The 23,865-nt window shown below is 61.7% G+C and carries 24 protein-coding genes; 19 read left to right on the top strand and 5 right to left on the bottom strand.

All coding sequences use genetic code 11. The features are described from left to right. The first annotated feature begins 7 nt into the window (after positions 1-7). From fliS to ACP7E3_RS10430, 11 genes are all read left to right on the top strand, one after another. Positions 8-409, top strand: a complete 402-nt coding sequence (gene fliS / locus ACP7E3_RS10480; protein ID WP_046382130.1) for a flagellar export chaperone FliS — start codon at positions 8-10, stop codon at positions 407-409. A 2-nt stretch (positions 410-411) separates the two neighbouring features. Further along, the gene (fliT, locus tag ACP7E3_RS10475; protein ID WP_046382129.1) at positions 412-783 is read left to right on the top strand and encodes a flagellar protein FliT; all 372 of its coding nucleotides are present in this window, start codon (positions 412-414) and stop codon (positions 781-783) included. Between the two features lie 330 nt (positions 784-1,113). Then, positions 1,114-1,449, top strand: coding sequence for a flagellar transcriptional regulator FlhD (gene flhD, locus ACP7E3_RS10470; protein WP_046382128.1), 336 nt, complete (start codon positions 1,114-1,116; stop codon positions 1,447-1,449). A gap of 3 nt (positions 1,450-1,452) precedes the next feature. Continuing rightward, positions 1,453-2,004, top strand: a complete 552-nt coding sequence (gene flhC, locus ACP7E3_RS10465) for a flagellar transcriptional regulator FlhC (protein ID WP_046382127.1) — start codon at positions 1,453-1,455, stop codon at positions 2,002-2,004. A gap of 414 nt (positions 2,005-2,418) precedes the next feature. Further along, positions 2,419-3,291 carry a flagellar motor stator protein MotA gene (gene motA, locus ACP7E3_RS10460; protein ID WP_046382126.1) on the top strand — a complete coding sequence of 291 codons (873 nt, stop codon included), beginning with the start codon at positions 2,419-2,421 and terminating at the stop codon, positions 3,289-3,291. A gap of 2 nt (positions 3,292-3,293) precedes the next feature. Further along, complete coding sequence (gene motB, locus ACP7E3_RS10455) at positions 3,294-4,148, top strand: flagellar motor protein MotB (protein ID WP_046382125.1); 855 nt, start codon at positions 3,294-3,296, stop codon at positions 4,146-4,148. 102 nt (positions 4,149-4,250) lie between these two features. Next, the gene (flhB, locus tag ACP7E3_RS10450; RefSeq protein ID WP_046382124.1) at positions 4,251-5,420 is read left to right on the top strand and encodes a flagellar biosynthesis protein FlhB; all 1,170 of its coding nucleotides are present in this window, start codon (positions 4,251-4,253) and stop codon (positions 5,418-5,420) included. Further along, positions 5,417-7,513 (top strand): flagellar biosynthesis protein FlhA, encoded by a 2,097-nt coding sequence (gene flhA, locus ACP7E3_RS10445; protein ID WP_046382123.1) that lies wholly within the window; start codon positions 5,417-5,419, stop codon positions 7,511-7,513. The genes flhB and flhA overlap by 4 nt, the downstream gene beginning before the upstream one ends. Beyond that, positions 7,510-9,330 (top strand): flagellar biosynthesis protein FlhF, encoded by a 1,821-nt coding sequence (locus ACP7E3_RS10440; protein WP_426123057.1) that lies wholly within the window; start codon positions 7,510-7,512, stop codon positions 9,328-9,330. The genes flhA and ACP7E3_RS10440 overlap by 4 nt, the downstream gene beginning before the upstream one ends. Before the next feature lie 2 nt (positions 9,331-9,332). Next, positions 9,333-9,800: a hypothetical protein gene (locus tag ACP7E3_RS10435; RefSeq protein ID WP_108524560.1), complete on the top strand. Its 468-nt coding sequence runs from the start codon at positions 9,333-9,335 to the stop codon at positions 9,798-9,800. A gap of 100 nt (positions 9,801-9,900) precedes the next feature. Beyond that, complete coding sequence (locus ACP7E3_RS10430) at positions 9,901-10,593, top strand: RNA polymerase sigma factor FliA (protein ID WP_046382120.1); 693 nt, start codon at positions 9,901-9,903, stop codon at positions 10,591-10,593. A gap of 75 nt (positions 10,594-10,668) precedes the next feature. Here ACP7E3_RS10430 and ACP7E3_RS10425 read toward each other — a convergent pair whose 3' ends face one another. Further along, positions 10,669-14,037, bottom strand: coding sequence for a tetratricopeptide repeat protein (locus ACP7E3_RS10425; RefSeq protein ID WP_079444665.1), 3,369 nt, complete (start codon positions 14,035-14,037; stop codon positions 10,669-10,671). A 172-nt stretch (positions 14,038-14,209) separates the two neighbouring features. Then, complete coding sequence (locus ACP7E3_RS10420; RefSeq protein ID WP_046382119.1) at positions 14,210-15,262, bottom strand: flagellin; 1,053 nt, start codon at positions 15,260-15,262, stop codon at positions 14,210-14,212. 241 nt (positions 15,263-15,503) lie between these two features. Between ACP7E3_RS10420 and ACP7E3_RS10415 the strand changes: the two genes are divergently transcribed. The 3 genes from ACP7E3_RS10415 to ACP7E3_RS10405 all read left to right on the top strand — a co-directional run bounded on the left by ACP7E3_RS10415 (position 15,504) and on the right by ACP7E3_RS10405 (position 17,504). Further along, positions 15,504-16,328, top strand: a complete 825-nt coding sequence (locus ACP7E3_RS10415) for a motility protein A (protein ID WP_046382118.1) — start codon at positions 15,504-15,506, stop codon at positions 16,326-16,328. Next, complete coding sequence (locus ACP7E3_RS10410) at positions 16,325-17,101, top strand: OmpA/MotB family protein (protein ID WP_261755591.1); 777 nt, start codon at positions 16,325-16,327, stop codon at positions 17,099-17,101. Before ACP7E3_RS10415 ends, ACP7E3_RS10410 begins: the two co-directional genes overlap by 4 nt. A 73-nt stretch (positions 17,102-17,174) precedes the next feature. Continuing rightward, positions 17,175-17,504, top strand: coding sequence for a hypothetical protein (locus tag ACP7E3_RS10405; RefSeq protein WP_017846741.1), 330 nt, complete (start codon positions 17,175-17,177; stop codon positions 17,502-17,504). 44 nt (positions 17,505-17,548) lie between these two features. On the opposite strand, the gene ACP7E3_RS10400 is transcribed toward ACP7E3_RS10405, so the two are convergent. Then, complete coding sequence (locus ACP7E3_RS10400; protein WP_046382117.1) at positions 17,549-18,184, bottom strand: LysE family translocator; 636 nt, start codon at positions 18,182-18,184, stop codon at positions 17,549-17,551. A 166-nt stretch (positions 18,185-18,350) separates the two neighbouring features. Here ACP7E3_RS10400 and ACP7E3_RS10395 point away from each other — a divergent pair, with 166 nt between their 5' ends. Further along, complete coding sequence (locus tag ACP7E3_RS10395; protein WP_017846739.1) at positions 18,351-18,722, top strand: PH domain-containing protein; 372 nt, start codon at positions 18,351-18,353, stop codon at positions 18,720-18,722. 206 nt (positions 18,723-18,928) lie between these two features. Here ACP7E3_RS10395 and ACP7E3_RS10390 read toward each other — a convergent pair whose 3' ends face one another. Beyond that, positions 18,929-19,306: a c-type cytochrome gene (locus ACP7E3_RS10390; RefSeq protein WP_057005269.1), complete on the bottom strand. Its 378-nt coding sequence runs from the start codon at positions 19,304-19,306 to the stop codon at positions 18,929-18,931. A 42-nt stretch (positions 19,307-19,348) separates the two neighbouring features. Then, positions 19,349-19,690 carry a demethoxyubiquinone hydroxylase family protein gene (locus ACP7E3_RS10385; protein ID WP_236255062.1) on the bottom strand — a complete coding sequence of 114 codons (342 nt, stop codon included), beginning with the start codon at positions 19,688-19,690 and terminating at the stop codon, positions 19,349-19,351. Positions 19,691-19,871: 181 nt separating this feature from the next. Here ACP7E3_RS10385 and ACP7E3_RS10380 point away from each other — a divergent pair, with 181 nt between their 5' ends. The 4 genes from ACP7E3_RS10380 to ACP7E3_RS10365 all read left to right on the top strand — a co-directional run bounded on the left by ACP7E3_RS10380 (position 19,872) and on the right by ACP7E3_RS10365 (position 23,806). Continuing rightward, positions 19,872-20,252 (top strand): response regulator, encoded by a 381-nt coding sequence (locus tag ACP7E3_RS10380; RefSeq protein ID WP_017846735.1) that lies wholly within the window; start codon positions 19,872-19,874, stop codon positions 20,250-20,252. Positions 20,253-20,456: 204 nt separating this feature from the next. After that, on the top strand, positions 20,457-20,651 hold the full coding sequence (locus ACP7E3_RS10375; protein ID WP_046382114.1) for a hypothetical protein: 195 nt from the start codon (positions 20,457-20,459) through the stop codon (positions 20,649-20,651). 123 nt (positions 20,652-20,774) lie between these two features. Then, complete coding sequence (locus tag ACP7E3_RS10370; RefSeq protein WP_426123051.1) at positions 20,775-22,670, top strand: alkaline phosphatase D family protein; 1,896 nt, start codon at positions 20,775-20,777, stop codon at positions 22,668-22,670. Between the two features lie 134 nt (positions 22,671-22,804). Beyond that, the gene (locus ACP7E3_RS10365; RefSeq protein ID WP_046382112.1) at positions 22,805-23,806 is read left to right on the top strand and encodes a sensor domain-containing diguanylate cyclase; all 1,002 of its coding nucleotides are present in this window, start codon (positions 22,805-22,807) and stop codon (positions 23,804-23,806) included. Positions 23,807-23,865 lie beyond the last annotated feature (59 nt).

Raw genomic sequence — 23,865 nt, 5'->3', positions numbered from 1 at the left:
AAATCAGATGAGTTCCCTTCGAGACGCGAATGCCTACGCCAAGGTTGGCGTAGAAAGCGGCATTTTGGCGGCCTCCCCTCACCAAAGAATCGTGATGCTCTTCGACAGTTACCAGGCTTCGATCCGTATCGCACGCCTGCATATGCAGGCCGGCCATACCGCCGAAAAAGGCAAGGCCATCACCAAGGCAATCAATATCGTCAGCCAGGGTTTACGCGCTTCGCTGGACCTTGAACAAGGAGGTGACATCGCCGTGCAACTGGACCAACTCTACGACTACGTGGTTCGTGTGCTGCTTCGCGCAAACCTGAACAATGATGAGACCGCACTGACCACGGCCGCGACGTTACTGGAAAACGTCGCCGCCGCCTGGCTGGCCATCGGTTCGCATATCGAGGAAGAGCGGTAGACATGATGCAAGCACAACTGATCGCCGCTTATGAACAACTGCTCGAACAATCCCAACGCCTGCTCGAATACGCCAAAAAAGCCGATTGGGACGGCATCTTCGCGTTGAAGTCCCAGGGGCTGATCGACGCCGCTTACTTACGCCGCGCGCAGGACCAAGTTGATCTTGATGCAAGCGGTCAGCAATACAAACTTGAACTACTCAGCCAGATCCTGGCGCTGGAAGAACAAGTAAATTGGTTTTTGCATGCGCGACAAAATGATTTGGGCGAGTTGATGCAGATCAACCGCAAAAAGAGCAATTTAAACACGGCCTACCGAGCCTCATCCAACCAAGTGATACCAATAAGCCATTATTTGTATCGAAAAAAATAACAAATACTTACACGCTGTATCTACGCGAGACACATAATTATGAAACTATCGACTATGTACAGTAAAGTACTGAAAACAGACAAGAAATAACACTCCTCAGTCTGTTATCGTACAAATTACTTGATACTTTAGAAAAAATTAAAAAATTCGGTATTCACGGCCTTTGAGCAGATGGCCGGGAGCATGGATAACCGAGTAACGCTACAACCAGGCACTCGCTGTACAACTATAAAAGCCTGACTTTAGTACTTGTCGATTTGCAGCACTGTCTGCCAGAGGTCGCACCACTAGGTGTGCCGAACTGTAGTACCCAACGGGAGGGGTAGAAAGTTGCCAAATACCAACACTGAGCTTGAAGACATCCAGGACCTGAATCTTTCGTATTTATTACTGGCCCAAAACCTATTGCGCAAAGACCGTGAGATCGCGATTTTTCGCCTGAAACTCAGCGAGCAAATGGCTGACCTGTTGACCAAACTCAGCAGCAAGCAAATGACCCAACTGGCGCGAGTCAACCAGTTGATTTGTCGTCCGGTGTTCGAAGAGACCGATCGGCTATCCCGGGTGCTGGGTAACGCGCGCGAACTGGGCATGGTGGAAATTCATTCCGCACTGCTGATGGCCGCCGCCGACCGCACGGGCGATTTGCGCATCGGGGAAGGCTGATCCATGTCAGACAAAAGCCTGGTCACCGAAATGCAGCAAGTGCAACTGGCAATCGAACTGATTGAACTGGGCGCACGGCTGCAGGTGCTGGAAACGGAAACGTCGCTGAGCCGAGGTCGATTGATCCGGCTCTACAAGGAAGTTCGCGGCGCCTCACCCCCCAAAGGCATGCTGCCCTTCTCCACCGACTGGTTCGTGACATGGCTGCCGAACATTCACTCGTCGCTGTTCTACGGTATCTATCGCAGCTTGATGGAAATCAGTGGGCACCGTATCGACGCCTTCGTCAAAGCCTATCGCCTGTACCTGGAACAGGTGGGTGACCAGGAAGGAGAACTGGTGCTGGGACTTACCCGCGCCTGGACCCTGGTGCGTTTTTTTGAAAGCGACATGCTTGAACTGATCCGCTGCTCGTGCTGCTCCGGCGAATTCGTTGCCCACTCCCATGCGCCGGCTCAGCAGTATGTGTGCGGGATTTGCCAGCCGCCGTCACGGGCGGGCAAGACGCTGAAGCGCCGGGATATCGACGCACAACTGCTGATACGCAAGGCTTAAGTCGAACCGGATCAAATGTGGGAGGGGGCTTGCCCCCGATGAGGGAGTGTCAGTCAGTCATTGTTTGGCTGATCCACCCCCATCGGGGGCAAGCCCCCTCCCACATTTGATCCGGTTGTTCTTTAGAGGTATTTGAACAGGGACATCTTCAATACCCTTCATGCATTACCGGGTCGACAACCTGCCCAGCCCTTGAGCTGTAAACCCAATCCAATGTGGGAGGGGGCTTGCCCCCGATGAGGGAGTGTCAGTCAGTCATTGTTTGGCTGATCCACCCCCATCGGGGCAAGCCCCCTTCCACATTGGATCTGTGGCGTTTTCAATTTCACCGTCTGCAAAAACCCCCTCAATTCGTCCCTCGCCGTTGCCGATATTCAGCAAGTCATCCATTGCTTGAATCTAAGGAACGACCACGTGCTCATCGTATCCGGGCTTATCGTTGTACTGTTATCGGTGTTCGGTGGCTTTGTCCTGTCCGGCGGCGCCCTTGGCCCACTGTATCAACCCACCGAGTTACTGATGATTGCAGGGGCCGGTGTCGGTGCGTTCATTGCCGCCAATAACGGCAAGGCCATCAGGGCCACGCTCACCGCCGTGTCACGTTTCAAGCGCAGCGCCAAATACGACAAAACCTTGTACCTGGAATTGATGGCCATGCTCTATGCCTTGCTGAGCAAGGCCCGCCGCGAAGGCATGCTCGCCCTGGAACGGGATATCGAAGAACCCGCGCAAAGCCCGATTTTCGCCCAATACCCACGACTGATCGCTGACCCGCTGATCATCCTGTTCATCACCGATTACCTGCGTCTGTTGGTCAGCAGCGCCATGCAGGCCCATGAACTTGACGAGCTGATGCTGCACGAGATCGAAGGCTTCGAACACGAAGCCCACTTGCCTGCCGATGCCCTCTACAAAGTCAGCGACGCCCTGCCGGCCTTCGGCATCGTCGCGGCGGTGATGGGTGTGGTCAAAGCCTTGAGCGCGGTAAACGTCGGCCCGGACTTGATGGGCCAGATGATCGCTCATGCCTTGGTCGGTACGTTCCTGGGCATTTACCTGGCCTATGGGTTGGTCGCCCCCCTGGCCAGCCGCATCGACCGGCAAGCCGCCGAATCCGCCAAGATGCTGCAATGCATCCGCGTCACGCTGCTGGCCAGCGTGCAGGGCATGCCGCCGCAGTTGGCCGTGGAGTTCGGCCGCAAGGCGCTGCACACCAGCGAACGCCCTGGTGCCCTTGAGCTGGAAACTTATGTGCGCAGCGGCAGCGGCCAGCCGGGAATCGACTGAGCATGAGCGATCAACCGATCATCATCCGGCGTAAAAAAGCCGCCCGGCACGCCCACCATGGCGGCGCCTGGAAGATCGCCTTCGCCGACTTCATGACCGCGCTGATGGCACTGTTCCTGGTGCTGTGGGTGCTGTCCAATGCCAGCAAAAACGACAAGGACGCGATTGCCGAGTACTTCAGCACGCCGTTGTTGGTGGCCATGAGCAAAGGCGATCGCAGCACGTCCAGCACCAGCGCGATCCCCGGCGGCGGGCCTGACCAACGCTTCTCCGAAGGCGAGCGCGCGCGCCAGACGACGCGCCCTTCACCGCTTTCCGGTGATGAGCGGCGTCACCTGGAATCCCTCAAGCAGCGGCTGAACAACGCAGTGGATCGCGACCCGCAATTGCGCGAACTCAAGCAGCAGATCGCGATAGAACTGAGCCCCGAAGGCCTGCGCGTGCAGTTGATCGATACCGACAAGCGCCCGATGTTCGAGCTGGGCAGTGCCAACGTCGCGCCGTACCTGAGCAAGCTGCTCAAGACGTTCGCCCCAGTGCTCAACGAATTGCCCAACCGCATTCAAATCAGCGGGCATACCGACAGCCACCCCTACCCCGGCGGCGATGCCGGCTACAACAATTGGGACCTGTCCGCCGACCGCGCCAAGGCCTCGCGCCAGGAGCTGGTGGCCGGCGGCCTGGACTCCAACAAGCTGCTGCGCGTTTCCGGCATGGCCGACCGCATCCGCTTCCACGGCGCCGGCCCCTACGATGCCGCCAATCGCCGCATCGAAATCATCGTGCTCGACAACCGCGTGGCCGAACGCATCCTGTCCCAGGATGAATACGCGCCAGAGGAACCATCCGCTCATTAACGCGCGATTGTGCCGGGTGTTCGTGCGATCGGCGGCCCGGGCGCCTGCGCACAATAGCGGCTTTGACAGGTCGCGCGGGTTGCCGCAGGCGCCCGGAGAGCCATGGCCGAGACCAGCAGAGAAGACAAGACCGAAGCGGCAACGCCGCGACGGATCGAAAAGGCCCGCGAAGAAGGCCAGGTTGCACGTTCCCGTGAAATGAACACCTTCGTCATGCTGCTGGCCGGCATTGGCGGGCTGTGGCTGATGGGCGGCACCCTCTATGACAACCTTGGCCAGGTGATGGAACAGGCGCTGTTGTTCGACCGCGCACAGCTGTTCGACACCGCGCGCATGCTCAGTACGCTGTGGACATTGAGCCAGACCGCGCTGCTGACCTTGGCGCCGTTCTTTGCCCTGACGACCTTCGCCGCCCTCGCCGCGCCGGCCCTGCTGGGTGGGTTGGTGATCACCCTGAAGGCCGTGCGCCCGCAGTTTTCCCGGGTCAACCCCATGAGCGGGCTGGCGCGCTTGTTCTCAGTGCAGGTGCTGGTGGAGTTGGCAAAGGCCATCGCCAAGGCCAGCCTGATCGGTACGGTGATCTACTTCTTTCTGCGCAGCCATATCGAGCAGTTGCTCAACTTGCCGCACATGCCCGCGCCCAAAGCCCTGGCCGCCATGCTGAGCCTGACCGCCAGCGCCTGCACGATGTGCGTCGCGGCACTGATCATCGTGGTGGGCATGGACGTGCCTTACCAACTGTGGACTTACGCCAAGAACCTGCGCATGTCCAAGGAAGAGCAGCGCCAGGAACACAAGAACGCCGACGGCGACCCGCATATCAAGGCGAAGATTCGCCAGATGCAACAGACCCGCGCGCGGCGCCGCATGATGAGCAAAGTGCCCAAGGCCGACGTAATCGTCACCAACCCCAGCCACTTTGCGGTGGCCTTGTCGTACCAGAAAGAAAAGAACGGCGCGCCCCGTGTGGTGGCCAAGGGCGCGGATGATGTGGCGCTGCGCATTCGCGAGATCGCCGCGCAACATCACCTGCCGATGCTGGAAGCACCGCCGCTGGCACGGGCCCTGTATTTCCACGTCGACCTGGACCGAGAAATTCCCATCGAGCTGTACACCGTGGTCGCTGAGGTGGTGGCCTGGGCCATCCGCCTCAAGCGTGTCAGTGAACACGGCGGCGATCTGCCGCCGACCCCGGTGAACCTGACTGTACCGCCAGGCATGGACCAGCGTGGCCCGCGTACCCCGACACCTGAGGATGACCCGAACGCATGAAAGGCATGACCGATTTATTCGGCCCCGACTCCTGGCTGGCCACCACCGACCTCAAGATCATGACCGGCCCGGTGCTGATCGTGCTCATCCTGTCGATGATGATCCTGCCGCTGCCCACGTTCATCCTCGACCTGCTGTTCACCTTCAATATCGCCCTGGCGATCATGGTGTTGATGGTCAGCATGCTCACGGAAAAGCCGCTGGACTTCTCGGCGTTTCCCTCGGTGCTGCTGTTCACCACCTTGCTGCGCCTGTCGCTGAACGTGGCGTCCACGCGGGTGATCCTGATGGAAGGCCACACCGGCCCCGACGCGGCCGGCAAGGTGATCGAAGCCTTCGGCGAGTTCCTGGTGGGCGGCAACTTTGCCGTGGGCCTGGCGTTGTTCCTGATCCTGGTGACCATCAACTTCATGGTGATCACCAAGGGTGCCGGGCGTATCGCCGAAGTCGGCGCACGCTTCACCCTCGACTCGATGCCCGGCAAGCAGATGGCGATCGACGCCGACCTCAACGCCGGTCTGATCGGCGAACCGCAAGCCCGCCAGCGGCGCAAGGAAGTCGCCCAGGAAGCGGACTTCTTCGGCTCCATGGACGGCGCCAGCAAGTTCGTGCGCGGTGACGCCGTGGCCGGGCTGGTGATCATGGGCGTGTGCATCATCGGCGGCCTGGCCATCGGCATCCTGCAACACGGCATGGCCTTCTCCGACGCAGCCCACACTTACACCATGCTGACCATCGGCGACGGTCTGGTGGCGCAGATTCCCGGCCTGGTGATTTCGATTGCCGCCGGTGTCACGGTGTCGCGCGTGAACACCGAACAGGACGTCGGCCAACAGATGATGGGCCAGCTGTTCAGCCGCCCGAAAGTGCTGATGATGACCGCAGGCGTGATGGGCCTGCTCGGGCTGGTGCCGGGCATGCCCAACCTGGTGTTCCTGATCCTTACCGGGCTGCTGGCCGGGCTGGGCTGGTGGTTCTCCAAACAGGAGGAACTGGCCCCGGAGGGCTCACCGGTGCAGACCCTGCTGCCCAAATCCGCCTCGCAAAGCAGCGAAGCCTCCTGGGACGATGTGCAGTTGGTCGACACCCTGAGCCTGCGCGTCGGCCATCGCCTGATCCAGCTGGTGGATGCGCGCCAGCAAGGCGAGCTGATCACCCGGATCAAAAGCCTGCGCAAAAAATTCGCCCAGGACGTGGGCTTTCTGCCGCCGGTGGTGCATGTGCGCGACAAGTTGGAACTGGCCGCCAACACCTACATCATCAGCCTCAAGGGCGTGGAAATCGGCCGCGGCGAAGTGTTCCCCGGCAAGTGGCTGGCGATCAACCCCGGCAAGGTCACCCATGAGCTGGAAGGCACGGCGGCGGTGGACCCGGCGTTCGGGTTGCCGGCGATCTGGATCGAGCCGAACCTGCGCGAGCACGGGCAGATCTATGGCTACACCGTGGTCGACGCCAGCACCGTGACCGCCACGCACCTCAACCACCTGCTGCATCAGCACGCCAAGGACATGCTGGGCCGTGGCGAAGTGCAGAAGCTGCTGGACAAGCTCGGCCCCGACAGCAAGGGCCTGGTCGACGAAGTGGTGCCCAAGCTGGTGTCGCTGACGGTGTTGCAGCGCGTGCTGCAGAACCTGCTCGAAGAAAACGTCTCGATCCGCGACATGCGGACCATCCTCGACGCCCTGGCCGAACACGGTGGCGTGCAACAACCGCCGGATGTGCAAGAGCTGACGGCTGTCGTGCGCGTGGCCTTGGGACGCTCCATCGTCAATCAGCTGTTTGGCAACAAAACCGAACTGAAAGTGATCGGCCTGGACTTCAACCTGGAGCAGGTCTTGATGCAGGCGGTGGGCAACGGCGGCGCGCTGGAGCCGAGCCTGGCGGACAACCTGATGCAGCAAACCACCTTGACCCTCAAGCGCCAGGAAAACAGCACCGAGCCGCCGGTGCTGGTGGTGCCCAACAAGCTGCGCCCGGTGTTGTCGCGTTTCCTGCGGCGGCGTCTGCGCCAGCTCACGGTGATTGCCCTGAGCGAAATACCCGACGACCGCACCCTGCGCATGACTAACGTGATCGGAGGCAAACCCAAGTGAGCGCTCAACGATTTATCGGCGCCAACAGCCGCGAAGCCATGAACCAGGTGCGCCTGGCCCTGGGTGAAGACGCGCTGATCCTGTCGAGCCGCATGACCGATGTCGGGGTGGAAATCCTGGCGCTGGCCGAAGCGCCGCCCACGCCCGCCACGGCGGATTTCGCCGCGTTGAGTGAACGCCTGCTGAGTGAAATCCAGGCTATGCGCCAGTTGATCGATGGCCGGGGGAAACCCTCGCCCTTGCTCAAATGGCTGCTCGACGCCGGTTTCAGCGCCAGCCTCAGCCAGGAGCTGCTCGACCACAGCCCGCCCCCGCTGCCCGATGCCACACCGGCGCGGCTCAAGGCCTGGCTGACGCAACGGCTGGACAGCCAACTGATCCAACTGGCCGATGAAGCCGAGCTGTTCAGCGCCCCCACGATCATTGCCCTGGTCGGCCCCACCGGCGTGGGCAAGACCACCAGCACCGCCAAGCTGGCGGCGCGTTATGTCATGCGCCACGGTCCCGGCCCGGTGGCGCTGGTCAGCACCGACAGTTTTCGCATCGGCGCCCACGAACAACTGAACATTTACGCGCAATTGCTCGGGGTTGAGCTGCACGCCCTGGGGCCGGATGCCGCGCTCGGGCCGCTGCTGGACAGGCTGGCCGACAAACGCCTGGTGATCATCGACACCGTGGGCATGAGCCAGCGCGACCAACGCCTGCTCACCCAAATCAACCAGTTGGGCGCCAGCGGCCGGGCGCTGCGCCTGATGCTGGTGCTCAACGCTGCCAGCCATGGCGACACGCTCGATGAAGTGGTCCACACCTACCGGGACGCCGCGCATGCCGCCGGTTGCTGCCTGGACGATTGCATCATCAGTAAATGCGACGAGGCTGCCAGGCTGGGCCCGGTGCTCGATACGTTGATTCGACACGGCTTGCGATTGAACTACCTGTCGGCGGGCCAGCAAGTGCCGGAAGACTTGCAACTGCCCGGCGCTTCGAACTTTTTGCAGCAAGCGCTGGATACGTCCCGGCCTTCGCGGTTCGTCTCGGCCCCCGGCAAGCCGACGAGCCAACGCCTGAATGCGCTGGTGCGCGGGTTGGTGGGGCAGCGCAAGGCGATGCTGGCATTGCGCGACAGTCTGATCGCACACGTCGACGGCTTCGGCCCATTGCTCGACGCCTGGCCGTTGATGGCGTTACCGACGGCGCAGCAGCCTGCGCGCTGGGACGCCTTTGTCAGCGCGCAAGCACCGTGCGCGCCCGTTACAGCGGCGAAAGCCGCCGCGACCCAGGGCAACCAGCACGTGGTGTATCGAGGTGAACGCCAACGCCTGGGCAACCTGGCCGGGCACGCTGAAGCCTTCGGCCTCCGCGAGTTGCGCTACCGCAACCGCACTGCGCGGTTGACCTTGAGTCATCTGCCGGTGGAGCTCAAAGACGGGGTGGTTCGCGCCTGGTTCGGCACCCTGCAGGACAGCCACAGCGGCCAACGCCTGGGGCAACGCTATTGGCTGGCCCGGGAACCCCATGGGTTGCATGAACAGGTCAGCGACCTCGTGCAGCAGTTGAAACATGATGAACTGGCCAGCCTGGCTGCGCGCGGCAAGACGCTGTTGCTCGACATGCACCCGCACCTGCACGCCGAACTGCAGCGGTACCTGGCCGCCGGCATCGCCGCCAGTGCCGTGCTCCTGAGCAATGCCAGTGATGACTGGGCCTTCCAGGCCCGTGCCCAACTATTGGGGCTGTTGCCGAAAAAACCCAGGGGCCATGCCGCTGAAATCCTCGAAGGCGTGCTGCACTTTTGCGCCATCACGGAAAGCCTCTGACCATGCACGATCAAGCCGCCGGCCTGCGCCATTGGGCCAGTCAGCGCCCGCTCCCCGTCGTGGATCGCACCTTGATGCTGTTCGGCGCGGCGCAGGCGGCTGTCCAGGCACACAACACCCTGGAGCGCTGGCACCGCCAAGGTCATCGCTGGGTGGGCGACCCCGCGCGCTGGCGCGTTCAGGCTGTGGATAACTATCACCGCGACCTGCCCGAACGCTGGGGCGTGTGGGTCGACAGCGACCTCGGCGCCTTCCGCCGCACGTTCGACACCTTGAGCCAGCTCCGCGAACAGAATGGCCCCCGGCAGGTATTGGCGCTGCACAGCGGGTTTTCCCAACACGGCCTGCTCAACAATTTGCGCGAAGCGGCGCAGCGGTATCTGGGGACACGATTGTTGTTGATCGACGAGACCTGCGCGCACCGCCAATCAAGCCGACCCCCACATAGCATCGGTGTCGGCCCGGCTTAAAGGGCGAACACGTCACCTGGCGTACAGCTGTTCCGCGCTTAAGCGGCCAGGGCGAGCGGTAATAATCCCGTGGATTTTCTGTCTTTCGCAGGCGCGCACGATGTATACGGCACAGGGCAAGATTAACCAGCAGGAAGTCCTCCAGCAGTACCTCCCCATGGTCCGGCGCCAGGCACTGGGATTGAAGACCCGGCTGCCTTCCAATATTGAACTGGACGACTTGATTCAAGCCGGCAGCATCGGCCTGCTCGATGCCATGACGCGCTACGACGTGAGTGTGGGCGCAACCTTCGCCACCTTTGCTTCGCAACGCATTCGCGGGGCGATGATCGACGAGCTGCGCACCCGCGATTGGGTGCCCCGCAGCGTGCGCCGTAACGCGCGGGCGGTGGAGGATGCCATGCACCGCGTGGAGCAGAATCTCGGGCGGCCGGCGCGGGAGCGGGAAGTCGCTTCGGCCATGGGCCTGACGCTGGAGCAGTACCAGAAGGTGCTCGATGACACCAACGGCAGCCAGATGCTGCCCTTTGACGATGTGGACGAAGAGCACAGCGAGGGCTCCAGTTCGCGGCTGCGCACGCCGTTTGCCGAACTGATCAACGACCGCAACCGCGCCAACCTCACCCGCGCCATCGACGCCCTGCCGGCGCGCGAACGCCTGCTGCTTGCGCTCTGTCACCACGAAAAGCTCAACCTGCGCGAGATTGGCGTGGTGCTGGAGGTGAGCGAATCACGCGTGTGTCAATTGCATGCCCAGGCGATCGCGCGACTGCAGGTCAGAATGAAGGAATAGCGCCGACGATCCAAGGTGGGGGCAGGCACGCCAGCGCCCGCCTCTAATCGACGGCGTTCCCGAGCCTGCCTTGCATCAGGGCAGGTCTTCCCCCTCGGCGTAAGCCACTTCATTGAAACTGGCGATCAGCCAGGTCAGTTCCTCACGCGGCAGGTGCGTCAGCGGCTGCAGATCGAACCGCGCCATGCGCCCGACAAACGCGGTCGGGGCCAACAACCGTTCGACCACATGGTAGTGTCGGCGGTCCAGATAATCGTCGAACAACACGATGACTGGCTTGGTCGCCCGCAGGTACGCGGTGACAAAGCAGGCAATGCGAAATCGCCCATCGATCAGGATTACATCGGGCTGCTCGAAGAACGGCTCATCCCAGACCCTCAGCGGGTAGGTGTGGAATTTCTTCCAGTGCCGGGCGTTCTTCGGCCGTGCCCATTTACCGGTCTCGCCCACATCCACCGGGTAAATCATCGGCCGTGAGGGCAGCACCGCATTGGCGATCCAGGCTTGCATGTCCTGCGCCCAACGGGCGTCGTTTTCCACCGAGATCACGGTTTTGTCCGGCATGTTGGCGGCCAGTAGGGTGGAACCGCCGCTGCCATATTCCAGAATCACCGAGGCCTGGGTGTAGAGTTTTTTCACATAGGCGGCCACTTCTGCCGGAAAGGTCACCTGGGGGGCCTGCATCGGCGCCCGCGGCAGTTCGAGCGGTTGCGGCATGGCGCTCGGGTTCCGGCAGTGCTTGAGGTACTGCGCGGCCAGGTCGCTATCGATTGTGTTGAGCAGTTGCGTCGCCACGTCAAAGGCGGCGTAGACCGTGTGCAGTAAAAAGGCCAGCTTCAGGCGCTGGTTATCGGACAGTGCTGCCATACGTGTTGCGTCCGGCAAAAACAGCGCATCGGCACACACCAGGTGAGAAGCGCGCAATTGATCCAGGCTTTGCCCTTCGGCCGGATGGCTGATGTGCTGCAGGTTATTGAGCCGGTAAAAACTGAACCCGCGCCGCGCCAGGCAGCGGCTGATCAAGCCCACATCGGCCTGCTGATCATGCGTCGGCGCGAAGTTGACCCGCGCTTGCACCAACAGCGTATCGGCGAGGGTACGTTGGCCATGTTCGATCACGGCCAGGCTGTCGTTGAGGTTGTCGAGCAACAGCCAGTCCACCGACGGCAAGCCGTTGATCGCATCCAGCTTGAGGGTGGGCACCGCCAGTTTGGCCAGTACCGCGGATGCCGCCAGCGGTGCCAATGTGGCGCTCATGGCCGGATCGAGGCAGGCGTAGAGCGTGGCGGGCTGGCCATTGCCCAGCGCCGCATGGGGGTAGTAATGCAACTCACCCAGTTGCGCCAGTTGTCGGGCATTGTCGATACGGCTGGCGGGATCAAAGGCCACCGTGGAAAACGCCGCCATTTTTTGCAACGCAACAAACTGCGCCGATGCGATCAGCGTGCCGCCGTGGTCCAGGGTCACTACTTTGCCCTGGAACTTGAAACCAAAACCCTCGTCCCTGGCCGGTGCCGCCGGGTGCTGAAGCACGACAGCGGTGGCCTCCCCCTCGAACCTGGCCAGCCCTTGCGGGTTCAATGTCAGGGCGGCAGCCGGCTGGCCCGCGCAGTAGCGCTGCCAGATAGCACGCATGGCGGTGCCGAAGTGGTTGGCGAAACGCTGGCTGTCGCACACCGGCGAGCCCATCAGTACCTCGCGCAGGTGGCTGCGGATGCGCGCCAGGCTGTCCAGGTCGTTGGCCAATTCAATGACGCGTTGCTGGTAGTGCGCCCAACTGTGCGCCACCAACTCCGGCAGACCGGCGTTGACCAAGTGGGTGGCCGAGTGGCGCCCGGCAAAGGTCGGCCCGGGGAAGGTGACCACCGGCACGCCCATCAACAGGGCTTCGCAGGTGGTCAGGCCGCCGGAATAAGGCCAAGGGTCCAGCGCGATGTCGATGCGGTTGTAGGTTTCCAGCAGGGTCTTGTGCCCCACCGGCCCTTCGATCAGCACCCGCTCCCGGGCGATACCGTGGGCAGCCATGATGCCGTGTACATGGGCGCGCAACTCGTCATTGCCAAAGGCTCCGCCCTTGAGCAACAGGCGCGAATCAGGTGCGGCCCGCAGCAATTCGGCCCAGCGCCCGAGCAGCACATCGTTGACCTTGCTCGGGTTGTTGAAGCAGCCAAAGGTGACAAAGCCGTTTGCCAGCGCGGGCAAGGGCTTGATGTCCGGTGTGTAGGGCGGCGGGTCGTAGCAAATGTAGTCGTCGGGCAGGCGGATGAGCTTTTCGGTGTAGAACGCGTCTTCCCCCTCCGGTGACTCGATGCGGTCGGTGAGCAGGTAATCGATGGCATCCAACCCGGTGGTGTTGATCAGGCCGCCGACCCACTTCACCAGCAAGGGCGCCGGCTGCAACGCCATGGTGCCCATGCGGTTGCCGGCATTATGGCCACAGAGGTCAATCAGGATATCGATGCGATCGTCGCGGACGCGCTGGGCCAACGTGACGTCGTCCATATGCTTGATCGCCAGCCATTGCTGCACCGACGCCTGGATGCGCCGGGTCAGGTGATCGCACACCTGACTGGTGCTGTAGGCGAACAACTGGAACTGATGACGCGGCAGTTTTTCCAGCACGCCCACGATCATGTTGCCCACCGGGTGCTGGCGCAGGCCGTCGGATACCAGGCCGATGCGCAAGCAACGGTCGGGCGCGCGATCGAGCACTTCGGGGCGCGGCGGCACGGCTTTGGGGCCAAAGCGCGATTGCCATTCCTTGCACACCTCGAAGATAAACTCGCGGCTGCGCTCGGGGTCGTAGTGCAGCGAGGTCAGCCGGTTGGAATACGGCAGCACGTCCTTGCGCTTGGCCAGCGCCACAGCCTTTTGATAATAGGTGTCGGCGGTGGCCAGTTGGCCGATGTCCTTGTACAGGTTGGCCGCGTTGTTCCAGTGGCTGTAATCCCCGGGTTCGCGTTCGATCAGCTTGTCGAACACCTTAATGGCTTCGCCATGGCGTTCCAGGCGATTGAGGATCAAGCCTTTGCGCGAGAGCATATGACAGTCATGGGGCGCCAACGCCAGTGCCTGATCGATATGCGACAGGGCGTTGGCGAACTGGCCTTTTTCAAAATACAGCGTGGCTAGGCGGTGATGTCCGACGGCGAAATCCGGGTCGATGCCCAGCGCCTTGTGGACGAGTTCAAGGGCACGATCCGCCTGGCCGAGCTTTTGCGCGGCCTTGGCCACCCACTCCAATGCCTGAGGCTCATCGGGCAGCAACTGCAATGCACGCTCGAAACTGGCCAGCGCTTGCTCGGGGTCGCTGTGCAGTTGCTGATTGCCCAGGTCTTTCCATGCCTGTGGGTCACGGGGGCGTTGCTCGGTGCGTCGTCGCGCCTGGGCAAGCGTATGGGCAGCAATATGGCTGGGCGCGCCGTGGCGCGGGGATCTTGGCATTCAGGAGCAGCCTTGTGCAGAGAGATACTAGGCGAAATGCTATCGCGCCACCCTCCCCACCAAAGCCCGGATAAACCCACCTCAATGCCACGATTACCAAAGATGGCGCAGCGAACGCGCACAAAAAAAGGGGCTCAGCGTGCGCTGGCCCCTTCGTACCGCACCGTCGCGATTATTGCAGCAGCGACAGCATTTGCTGCGGCATGGAGTTGGCTTGGGCCAATACCGAGGTACCTGCCTGTTGCAGGATCTGGGCGCTGGTCATGGCCGACACTTCCGTGGCGTAGTCCACGTCCTGGATACCCGAACGGGCGGAAGTCAGGTTGGTGGTAGTGGTCGAAATATTGGTGATCGCCGAGTCGAAACGGTTTTGCACCGCACCCAGGTCCGAACGCATCGAGTCCACCGTGTTCAAGGCGTTGTCGAGGGTGGTCAGGGTGCTGGTGGACTTCTTGGTCACCTCGTTTTCGGTGTCGATGCTGACGCTGGCCGTGGTGGTGGTGCCGCTGGTGGTCAGGGTCACTTCGGCCGCGTAGGTCTTGCCGCCCACGGTCAGGAAGTAGTCGCCGTCGGCGTCGGTGGACAGCGTGCCACCGGTGACCGTGGTACCGGACTTGTCGACATAGCTGGTGTTGGTCGACGTGATCGCAGTGCCCGAGGAATCCGACAGGGTGCTGGCAGTCAGGGTGGTGTCGTAGCCGTTCACGTTGAAGCTGCTCAGGCCCAGGGTCTTGGCATTGATTTCGCTGAGCTTGATGTCGATGGTTTCACCATCGTTGGCGCCGACCTGGATGGTGATGGTCTGGTCTTTGGACAGCACGTCCACGCCGTTGAACGCGGTTTGCGAGGAGATACGGTCGATCTCGTCCAGACGCTGGGTGATCTCGTCCTGGATCGATTGCAGGTCGGACTGGGAGTTGGTGCCGTTGGACGCTTGCACCGACAGCTCACGGATGCGCTGCAGGTTGTCGTTCACCTGGTCCAGCGCGCCTTCGGTGGTCTGCGCCAGAGAGATGCCGTCGCTGGCGTTACTGCTCGCCTGCGACAGGCCGGTGATCTGCGAAGTCATGCGGTTGGCAATTGCCTGGCCCGCGGCGTCATCGGATGCGCTGTTGATTTTCAGGCCCGACGACAGGCGTTCGATCGAGGTGCTCAGGCTGTTCTCCGAGGAGTTCAGGTTTTGTTGAGCGATCATGGACGTGATGTTGGTATTGATAACTGACATGGTGCAGTTCCTTTTCGTGGGTGAGCCGCTTGAACAGATGAGAGGCCCGGCGTTGATGCCATCACCGCCGTTGCCGTACAGACAAAGCGAACATCGGCGATCCGATCAGGCGTCTTTAGGCAGCCCCCAAAAAAATTTGCGCAGCCGTCCGATTTCGCCACGCAAAGTGCCTGTATTAGCCGATTTGAATCAGCACCCACCGCGTTATAAAGCCTGCCTTGGCCCACAACAGGAGTGCTGCATGAACCCCTCAACCCTGATCGGCATGCTCGCCAGCCTGCTACTGCTGACGGTGCTGCTCATGTTCAGCGCGCAACAACCCGGCTTGTTCATTGACCTGCCGGCCCTCGGCATTGTGGTGGTCGGCACGTTTGCCGCGACCTTCATCAGCTACCCGCTGCGCGAAGTGCTGCACGTCTTCAGCCTGATCAAGACCGTGGTGCGTCACGAGCGCGAATACACCCAGGAAGACATCGACGAACTGGTGAGCCTGTCGCGCCTGTGGATCGACGGCGACCTGCGCGCGGTGGAGGACGTCCTCGACCGGGTGAAAAACCCTTTCCTGCGCTCCGGCGTGCAACTGGTGATCGACAAGACACCGCTGGACGACATCCTCGACCTGCTGCAATGGCGTATCGCGCGGCTGCGTGCCAAGGAACATGCCGAGGCCCAGCTGTTCCGGGTCATGGCCAGCTATGCGCCGGCCTTCGGTATGCTCGGTACCCTGGTGGGGCTGGTGAACCTGATGTTCGTGCTGGGCGACGGCGACATGGTGACCATCGGCCGACAAATGGCCGTGGGCCTGATGACCACGCTCTACGGCGTGTTGCTGGCCAACCTGCTGTGCAAACCGGTGGCGGTGAAACTGGAACGCCGCACCGAACAGCGCGTGGTGGTGATGAACATGGTGTTGCAGGGCGTGGCGATGATGGCCAACAAACGCAGCCCAGGGCTGATGCGTGAAACCTTGAAGTCGTTCGTGGCCCATTACCAGAACGACTTGCGCGACGAACCGTTGCGCCCGGCGCGCGCCCTGATTGCATTGAAGTGGAAAACCCGGGCATGACGACCATCACCCGCAACCAGGCGGCCGCGATCGCCAGCGGCACGCCGGCCGTCGAAGACCCCGGTGGCGAAACGTGGATGATGACCTACCTGGACATGATGACCCTGCTGCTGGTGGTGACCATGGCCATGCTGGCGTTGGCCGGCAAGAGCCATGAGCTTGCACGGCACAGTGCCAAGTCCAATGGCCCCGCCGTTTTCAGCGTAAAACGCCTGACCACGCTGGACCCGCCGGGTGCGTTGTTGCTGGTGCCTCAGGCGCCGGCCCCCATTGTGGAACCTGAACCTGAGCCCGAACCCGAGCCAGAACCCGTCGCTGTCGTTGAGCCCGAGCCGCCCAAGCCCACGACGCAAGACCTGCTCAACGAACTGCCACTGGACAAGCTGGGCAATGACATCGAAGTGGTCACCAACGACAGCAGCGTGAGCTTTCGGATCAGCAGCGAAATCCTGTTCCCTTCCGGCCAGTCCGACCTCAGCCTGGGCGGCCTCGCCGTGCTGCGCCATCTGATCCCTGTACTCGACAGCGTGCCGCACAAAATCATCGTCGCCGGCCATACCGATACTCAAGACATCCGCAACTCGCGCTTCCCCTCCAACTGGGAACTCTCCGGCGCCCGCGCCGGCAGCGTAGTCCGCTACTTGCAAAGCAACGGCATCCAGCCCAACCGTCTCGCCGCCATCGGCTACGCCGACACCCGGCCCCTGGCCGACAACGCCGTCGCCGAAGGCCGCGCCCGCAACCGCCGCGTGGAGCTGATCCTGGAGCGCTGACGCGTGGGTCTTTTTTTTCCGGCGCAGAACAGTGATCATCGCCCTCCCCACCAAACCCCGAGGAAGCGAGACCATGGAATTGACGCTGGAAGCGGTTGCGCTCTTCGCACTGAAACTGGTGTACGAGACCGACGGCGGCAGCCCGGTCTTGCGTGACGATCTGGTGATGGACGGGTACGAGCGGGAAGTGTTTGGGTTACTGGTACGGCAGCGGGATTTGGCTGCGATTCAACGCAAGATCGAGGAATGCGTGGTGCAGGCGCTGGAGGCATTGGGCGGCGCCCACACGGTGCTGGGGCGGGAGTTGCGGCGGTTGGCGACTGACGTGCAAAACGTCCATCAACTCGACGCACTGCCCACGCCGCTAACCACCCTCAAGGACTATTTGAAAGACATCCTGTGAATCGGTGATCAGCGTGCCGGCCGCGGCCAAAAGCGCATGCCCGGTTAGCGCCGCCCTTCAACCGCCATCCGCACGGCCAAGCCCATCAGCACCGAGCCCATCAGCCAGCGCTGCACCACCTGCCAACCGGGCCGGGTGACGAAAAACACCGCGATGGAGCCCGCCATCATGGCAATCATTGCGTTGACGCTCACGCTGATGAAAATCTGCGTGAAGCCCAGCACCAGGGATTGCGTCAGCACACTGCCGTGGCCGTTCGGGTCGATGAACTGAGGCAGCAACGACAGGTACATCACCGCGACTTTAGGATTCAGCAGGTTGGTCACAAAGCCCATCATGAACAGCTTGCGCGGGCTATCCAGGGGCAGGTCCCGCACCTGAAAAGGCGAACGACCACCCGGCTTGACCGCCTGCCAGGCCAGGTAGACCAGGTACAACGCACCGCCGAGCCGCAGCGCGTCATACGCCAAGGGAACCGCCATCACCAATGCGGTGATACCCAATGCCGCGCACAGCATGTAAACGATAAACCCCAACGCCACCCCGCCCAGGGAGATCATCCCGGCCATGCGTCCCTGGCAAATCGAGCGGGAAATGAGGTAAATCATGTTCGGCCCGGGCGTCAGCACCATGCCGAGTGAGATCAGCGCGTAGGCAAGCAAGCTGGACATATCGGGCATTGTTTAGCTCCTGGATTTTTATTCTGCCGGCGTGAAATCCTTCGCCGACGTTGCAGTGTCAGGCGCCATGGTAGGGCGTTGAAAAGCAGGGCGTTAGATACAGATCCACGAGCAAAACGTCATACACCGGCTGGCGATTACCGACTCACTCACCCAGGACAGGCACATGATCGACTTCAACAACAAAGGCTTCTTCAAACTCAAACAAAACAACGAATACGCCGAACGCGTCGCCGCCCTGCTGCTGGACGGCGAAGAAGTGATCGATGCCTACAAAGCCATGCGCGACGGCGTGGTCTTCACCACCAAGCGCATCATCGCGGTGAACGTGCAGGGGATTACCGGCAGCAAGAAGGACTTCACCTCGCTGCCGTACAAAAACATCGTGGCGTATTCGGTGGAAACCTCCGGGACGTTCGATCTGGATTCGGAGTTGGAGATTTACTTCTCGTCGCTGGGGAAAGTGAAATTCGAGTTCACGGGGAAGACTTCGATTGTTGAAATCTCGCGGATCATTTCCAAGCACCTGCTGGCGTGATCAGCGGGCAAAAAAAACCTTGGCGTTCCAAGGTCTTTTTTATTGCCGGCCAGGGGTGTAAGGGCTTCAGAACGACGCAGGTTTTATGTGGGAGTTGTCGAGCCCCAGCGAGGCTGCGATGCAGGCGCTGCGGTCTGGCAGGTGTCACGCGGTGATCCCATCGCAGCCTCGCCGGGGCTCGACAACTCCCACATGGGGTCAGGCGATCACTCAGGTTGAAACGTCGCCAGGTAGGCCAGGATGTTGTCGATCTTTTCCTGATCGCTGATGCCCCAGAAGATCATGCGCGTGCCGCTCACCACCTTCTTCGGCGCCTCGATATAGGCCGCGAGTTTTTCCCGGGTCCAGACCACCCCGGAGTTTTTCATCGCATCTGAATACTGATAGTCGGGAGTGGTGCCGGCTGGCCTGCCGATGATGCCATTGAGTTCGGGGCCAAAGCCGCCGCGCGCGCCCTCGCCGATGCTATGGCAGCCGCCGCAGGTTTTGGCGAAGAGCTTGCCACCCGCGTCGGCATCGCCGGCGGCGCAGGCTGCGCCGGTGTTGAGGATCAGGACGAAGGTCAGTAACGCGCGGTACTTCATAAGGGCTCCACATCGGGTGATACGGGTAATTATGCCGGTTTGTCAGGAACGCATGCCCATCCAGATCACCGCTTCGGTCCACGCCGTCACCACCGGCGCCAGCGCCCTGAACCACGGGTCGTCCCGCTCGATCTGCGCGGCAGAGTGATCATGGTGGTGCTGTTCCTCCTCGACGATCGTGGCAATCGCGGCCACGGCCAGCGGGTCGATGTCACGCAATGTGTGGAGTTGATGGGCCAGGTGCCTGAGGACCACACTCTCGACCGCAACCGTGGTGGCAACAATCGCTTTGCGGCCGCACAGGCCGGTGATCAGCCCCAGTACCAGGCCGCCGAGACCGCATAGCCAGTAACTGCGGCAGCGGCGGTAACCCCGTCGTCGCAATTCGGCCTCAAGCAAGCGGACCGGGAGTGGGTGGAAAAGCGCCCGTATCGTGCAGCAGCACCCGGCAAATGCGCAACCTAGACGCGCAAAACGACCATCCATCGCTCAGCGCATATCGGATCGAACCTAATCCGCTCCGCCCCACTCCACCCTACTGAACCCTGATGGTGGAGTAAGGATCATGGCTCAGCCATCGATTTTAGTGCTGGAAGACGACGAAATCATTCGCGCGTTAATGGTGGACGTGTTGGAGGATTTCGGCGCACATGTCACCTCGTTTCCTTCGGCGGATGAAGGCATGATCTACCTGGAGCGGGCCGATGACCCGGTGGACCTGATTGTGAGTGATATCCAGATGCCTGGTTTACTCAACGGCTATGACCTGAGTCGAGTGGTGGCCCATCGCTGGCCGTCGGTGCCGGTGCTGCTGACGTCCGGTAACACCGGGCTGGCGGCGCAGCTGGGGGGATCGGTACGCTTCCTGCCCAAGCCGTGGAGCACCGAACACCTGCTCGAATGCGTACAAACCGCACTGACCCGGCAGGGCGCGTCGATGCATTGATAGCTTCGCGATATCGCTTTGCTCAACGTCACGACGGGCTGGCAGTGGGCTCCGATTTACGGTGCCCACGGTGAATGACGATTCCCACTCCTGAGTAGTCTCGTTTTGACTCAATAGGTTTATAGCGACTGCCTTCTTACCCGCTGTAAGTTCGGTTCGCGTCGACAGTGTTCGCCGCGAACCGAACTTACAGAGGAAACCGTGATGAATATTTTCTACAGCCATCTGAACTTCGAAAATTCGTTTCTGCCGACCTACTTGAACACACAGGTAGACCACCACTCCCCCTCAAAAACGCCTCCTCAGGGAGCGGCCATTGACGTCAATGGCGAGCAGTCGCCTAAAAAAGACCGCGCCGTGAGCGGGCTGGACAGCCTGGGTCGGGGAAACATCATCTGAGGCGCCCAACCAGAGGCTGCCGACCTGCAGCCTCTTCCTCCTTTCGATCCGCCCGGCCTTAACACAATACTGACATCCGCCGGGTTAACCTTCGTGATCATCCTGCGCGGAGCTTTCAACCCTATGCCTCACGCCGGCACCCTGCCCGACGTCCTCGCCGGCCCGCTGCTGCGGCGCCTTGAACCCCAGCGCCTGGTAATGTGGCTGGTGGGGACGCGGCAACTGCCTTTGACCCTCAGGCTGCACGTCGCCGAACAGAGCCGCGACATCGTGCTGGACCAAGGCCAGTGCCAAATCGTGCCGGTGGGGCGCCAGGCCTTTATCCACTTGATCGACATCCCGTTGGACGAGGCCCTGCCCCAGGACGCGCTGATCGGCTACGACTTGCTGATCGACGGGCGCGGCATCGCCCACTGGGCAGCGCACCTGCTCTATTGCGACGCGCAATCGCCGAGTTTCGTGCTGCATAGCCGTATTCATCAACTGGTCCACGGCTCCTGCCGCAAGCCCCATCACCCGGCGGACGAAGGCTTGCTGTGCGTCGATCGCCTGCTGGCCGACGCCCAGACCCCGGCCCAACGCCCGGCATTGTTGATGATGAGCGGCGACCAGGTGTACGCCGACGATGTCGCCGGGCCGATGCTGCGGGCGATTCATGGGCTGATCGCGCGCCTGGGGCTGTTCGACGAATACCTGGAAGGCGCCGTGGTGGACGACAGCGCCAGCCTCTACGGGCATCACGCCAGTTATTACCAACGGGCCGAACTGCTCCCCGCGCTGGACAGCAACGAGACCTTGCGCGAGCGTTTTTTCGGCGGCGTGAAGAAGCCGATTTTCACCAGCAGCACCGCCGACAATCATCTGGTGACCTTCGCCGAAGCGATGGCCATGTATTTGTTGGTCTGGTCCCCCACCCCCTGGACGCTGATCGCGCCACAGCCGCCGCAACTGAGCGCCGACGCGCAACAGCGTTATGCCCGCGAACAGGTGCAGATCGATCGCTTCCGCAACGGCCTGCCCGGCGCCGCGCGGGTGTTTGCCCATCTGTCCACGCTGATGATCTTCGACGATCACGACATCACCGACGACTGGAACCTCAGCGCGCAGTGGGAAGAAACCGCCTACGGCCATCCGTTCTCCAAACGCATCATCGGTAACGCGCTGCTGGCTTACCTGCTGTGCCAAGGCTGGGGCAACCAGCCGCAGGTATTTGGCCCGCTGATCAACCAGACCCAGGCGCTTGTCGCCCAGGCACCGCACAACCACCTGAACGCGGGTGCGCAGGATCAACTGATCGACACGCTGCTGGCCTTCCAACAGTGGCATTACGTGCTGCCGACCACCCCCGCGCTGGTGGTGCTCGACACCCGCACCCGCCGCTGGCGCAGCGAATTCAACCTCAAGCAACCGTCCGGCCTGCTGGACTGGGAAGCCTTGAGCGAACTGCAACAAGCGCTGCTGGACCACCCGTCGGCGATCATCGTCTCCCCCGCGCCGATCTTTGGCGTCAAGCTGATCGAGACCGTGCAAAAAGTGTTCAGTTGGTGCGGCTACCCGCTGCTGGTCGACGCCGAAAACTGGATGGCGCATCGCGGCGCCGCCCAGGTGATCCTGAATATCTTCCGCCACTCCCGCACACCGGGTAACTACGTCATCCTCTCGGGCGACGTGCATTACTCGTTCGTCTACGAAGTGCTGATCCGCCATCGCAACGCCGGCCCCAAGCTCTGGCAGATCACCAGCAGCGGCATCAAGAACGAATTCCCGCCGCGCCTGCTGGAATGGTTCGACCGCCTCAACCGCTGGCTCTACTCGCCGCGCTCCCCACTCAACTGGTTCACCCGCCGCCGCACCATGCAGGTGGTGCCGCATATCCCGGAACACGCCGAAGCCGGTGAACGCTTGTGGAACTCGGCGGGGATCGGCCAGGTATTTTTCAACGAGCAAGGCCAGCCCGAGGCCATTTACCAGCACAACGCCAACGGGAAGGCACCGACGAGGATGCGGGCGCCGAAATAATGGCCCATCGCCACACCTCGACAACCGCACAGTCGCTCTATTCAAAGCGTGCAAGCCCCGTTGTACAGTAGCGCCAGCCACGGAGTATCGGCGTCAATTTGACCGGCCTTGGGGCCCACGCAGGAAGCGCGCACATGGACGATACAGCCGGCAACAAACCGTCAACTGACCTCAATGCGGACATGTTGCATGCCGTCATGGAGCTGGTCAGCGACGGGGTCTGGGACTGGAACGCGAATACGGGGTTCGTTTACCGCAACCCGGGCTGGTACGAAATGCTCGGTTACCCCCGCCACTCCCTGGAGAACAGCGTGTTCACCTGGGAGAACATCATCCACCCCGACGACTACTCCCGCGTGATGACGGTGTTCGATGACTATATCAACCGTCGCTCGCCCTATTACCAAATCGAATACCGTTGCCGCAAAAAAGACGGCAGCTACCTGTGGATCGAAGACCGCGGCTATGTGGTTGCGCGTAACCTCGACGGCTCGGTAGCGCGCATGGTCGGCGCCCATCGCGACATCAATACGCGCAAGTGCGCGATCGAACAGCTCGAACGGCGCAACCAATCCCTTGAAGCCTTGGTTGCCGAACGCACACGCGAGTTGTCGCGGGTCAACCAGCAACTGCAGTTGCAACTGGACGAGAACCGCTCCCTGGCCGAGCGTGACGCCCTGACCCGCGTGGCCAACCGTTATCGCCTGGAGAAAGTGCTGCTGGAAGAATGTGAGCGCGCCCAACGCTTTCGCCTGCCGTTGGCCCTGGTCGCCATGGATATCGATGACTTCAAGCCGATCAATGATCGACACGGCCACGGCGTCGGCGACCAGACCCTGATGAGCGTCGTGGAGAGCCTGGAGGCCTGCGTGCGCCCCGGTGACTTGCTCGCGCGCTGGGGTGGCGATGAGTTCGTGGTGGTGCTGCCCAAAAGCACCCTGGAGAGCGCAAAAAACCTGGCCGAGCGCATTCGCCAAAGCATGAGCGAAGTCCCCACCGTGGGCGACTTCAAAATCACCCTGAGCCTGGGGGTGGTGGAGCGTCATGCGGGTGAAGGCCCCGACGCCCTGATGGCGCGGGCCGATCAGGCGTTGTATCGCTCCAAGGCGGCGGGGAAGGACATCGTCTCGGAATGAACGCGCGGGTTTGTGGCCCCGAACGGCTGTTTGGCAAGCGCTCCTTCCGATTTGGAATG

The organism is Pseudomonas sp. PSPC2-3 (assembly GCF_049898265.1).
GTDB lineage: Bacteria > Pseudomonadota > Gammaproteobacteria > Pseudomonadales > Pseudomonadaceae > Aquipseudomonas > Aquipseudomonas veronii.
Note: the sequence above shows the minus strand (reverse complement) of the source record. Positions and strands in the feature narration are given on the sequence as shown.

Excerpts from the sequence above, each read along its gene's own strand:
- fliS (WP_046382130.1), top strand. The coding sequence starts at position 8 with ATGAGTTCCCTTCGAGACGCGAATGCCTACGCCAAGGTTGGCGTAGAA.
- fliT (WP_046382129.1), top strand. The coding sequence starts at position 412 with ATGATGCAAGCACAACTGATCGCCGCTTATGAACAACTGCTCGAACAA.
- flhC (WP_046382127.1), top strand. The coding sequence starts at position 1,453 with ATGTCAGACAAAAGCCTGGTCACCGAAATGCAGCAAGTGCAACTGGCA.
- motB (WP_046382125.1), top strand. The coding sequence starts at position 3,294 with ATGAGCGATCAACCGATCATCATCCGGCGTAAAAAAGCCGCCCGGCAC.
- flhB (WP_046382124.1), top strand. The coding sequence starts at position 4,251 with ATGGCCGAGACCAGCAGAGAAGACAAGACCGAAGCGGCAACGCCGCGA.
- flhA (WP_046382123.1), top strand. The coding sequence starts at position 5,417 with ATGAAAGGCATGACCGATTTATTCGGCCCCGACTCCTGGCTGGCCACC.
- ACP7E3_RS10435 (WP_108524560.1), top strand. The coding sequence starts at position 9,333 with ATGCACGATCAAGCCGCCGGCCTGCGCCATTGGGCCAGTCAGCGCCCG.
- ACP7E3_RS10430 (WP_046382120.1), top strand. The coding sequence starts at position 9,901 with ATGTATACGGCACAGGGCAAGATTAACCAGCAGGAAGTCCTCCAGCAG.
- ACP7E3_RS10425 (WP_079444665.1), bottom strand. The coding sequence starts at position 14,037 with ATGCCAAGATCCCCGCGCCACGGCGCGCCCAGCCATATTGCTGCCCAT.
- ACP7E3_RS10420 (WP_046382119.1), bottom strand. The coding sequence starts at position 15,262 with ATGTCAGTTATCAATACCAACATCACGTCCATGATCGCTCAACAAAAC.
- ACP7E3_RS10415 (WP_046382118.1), top strand. The coding sequence starts at position 15,504 with ATGAACCCCTCAACCCTGATCGGCATGCTCGCCAGCCTGCTACTGCTG.
- ACP7E3_RS10410 (WP_261755591.1), top strand. The coding sequence starts at position 16,325 with ATGACGACCATCACCCGCAACCAGGCGGCCGCGATCGCCAGCGGCACG.
- ACP7E3_RS10405 (WP_017846741.1), top strand. The coding sequence starts at position 17,175 with ATGGAATTGACGCTGGAAGCGGTTGCGCTCTTCGCACTGAAACTGGTG.
- ACP7E3_RS10400 (WP_046382117.1), bottom strand. The coding sequence starts at position 18,184 with ATGCCCGATATGTCCAGCTTGCTTGCCTACGCGCTGATCTCACTCGGC.
- ACP7E3_RS10395 (WP_017846739.1), top strand. The coding sequence starts at position 18,351 with ATGATCGACTTCAACAACAAAGGCTTCTTCAAACTCAAACAAAACAAC.
- ACP7E3_RS10390 (WP_057005269.1), bottom strand. The coding sequence starts at position 19,306 with ATGAAGTACCGCGCGTTACTGACCTTCGTCCTGATCCTCAACACCGGC.
- ACP7E3_RS10380 (WP_017846735.1), top strand. The coding sequence starts at position 19,872 with ATGGCTCAGCCATCGATTTTAGTGCTGGAAGACGACGAAATCATTCGC.
- ACP7E3_RS10375 (WP_046382114.1), top strand. The coding sequence starts at position 20,457 with ATGAATATTTTCTACAGCCATCTGAACTTCGAAAATTCGTTTCTGCCG.
- ACP7E3_RS10370 (WP_426123051.1), top strand. The coding sequence starts at position 20,775 with ATGCCTCACGCCGGCACCCTGCCCGACGTCCTCGCCGGCCCGCTGCTG.
- ACP7E3_RS10365 (WP_046382112.1), top strand. The coding sequence starts at position 22,805 with ATGGACGATACAGCCGGCAACAAACCGTCAACTGACCTCAATGCGGAC.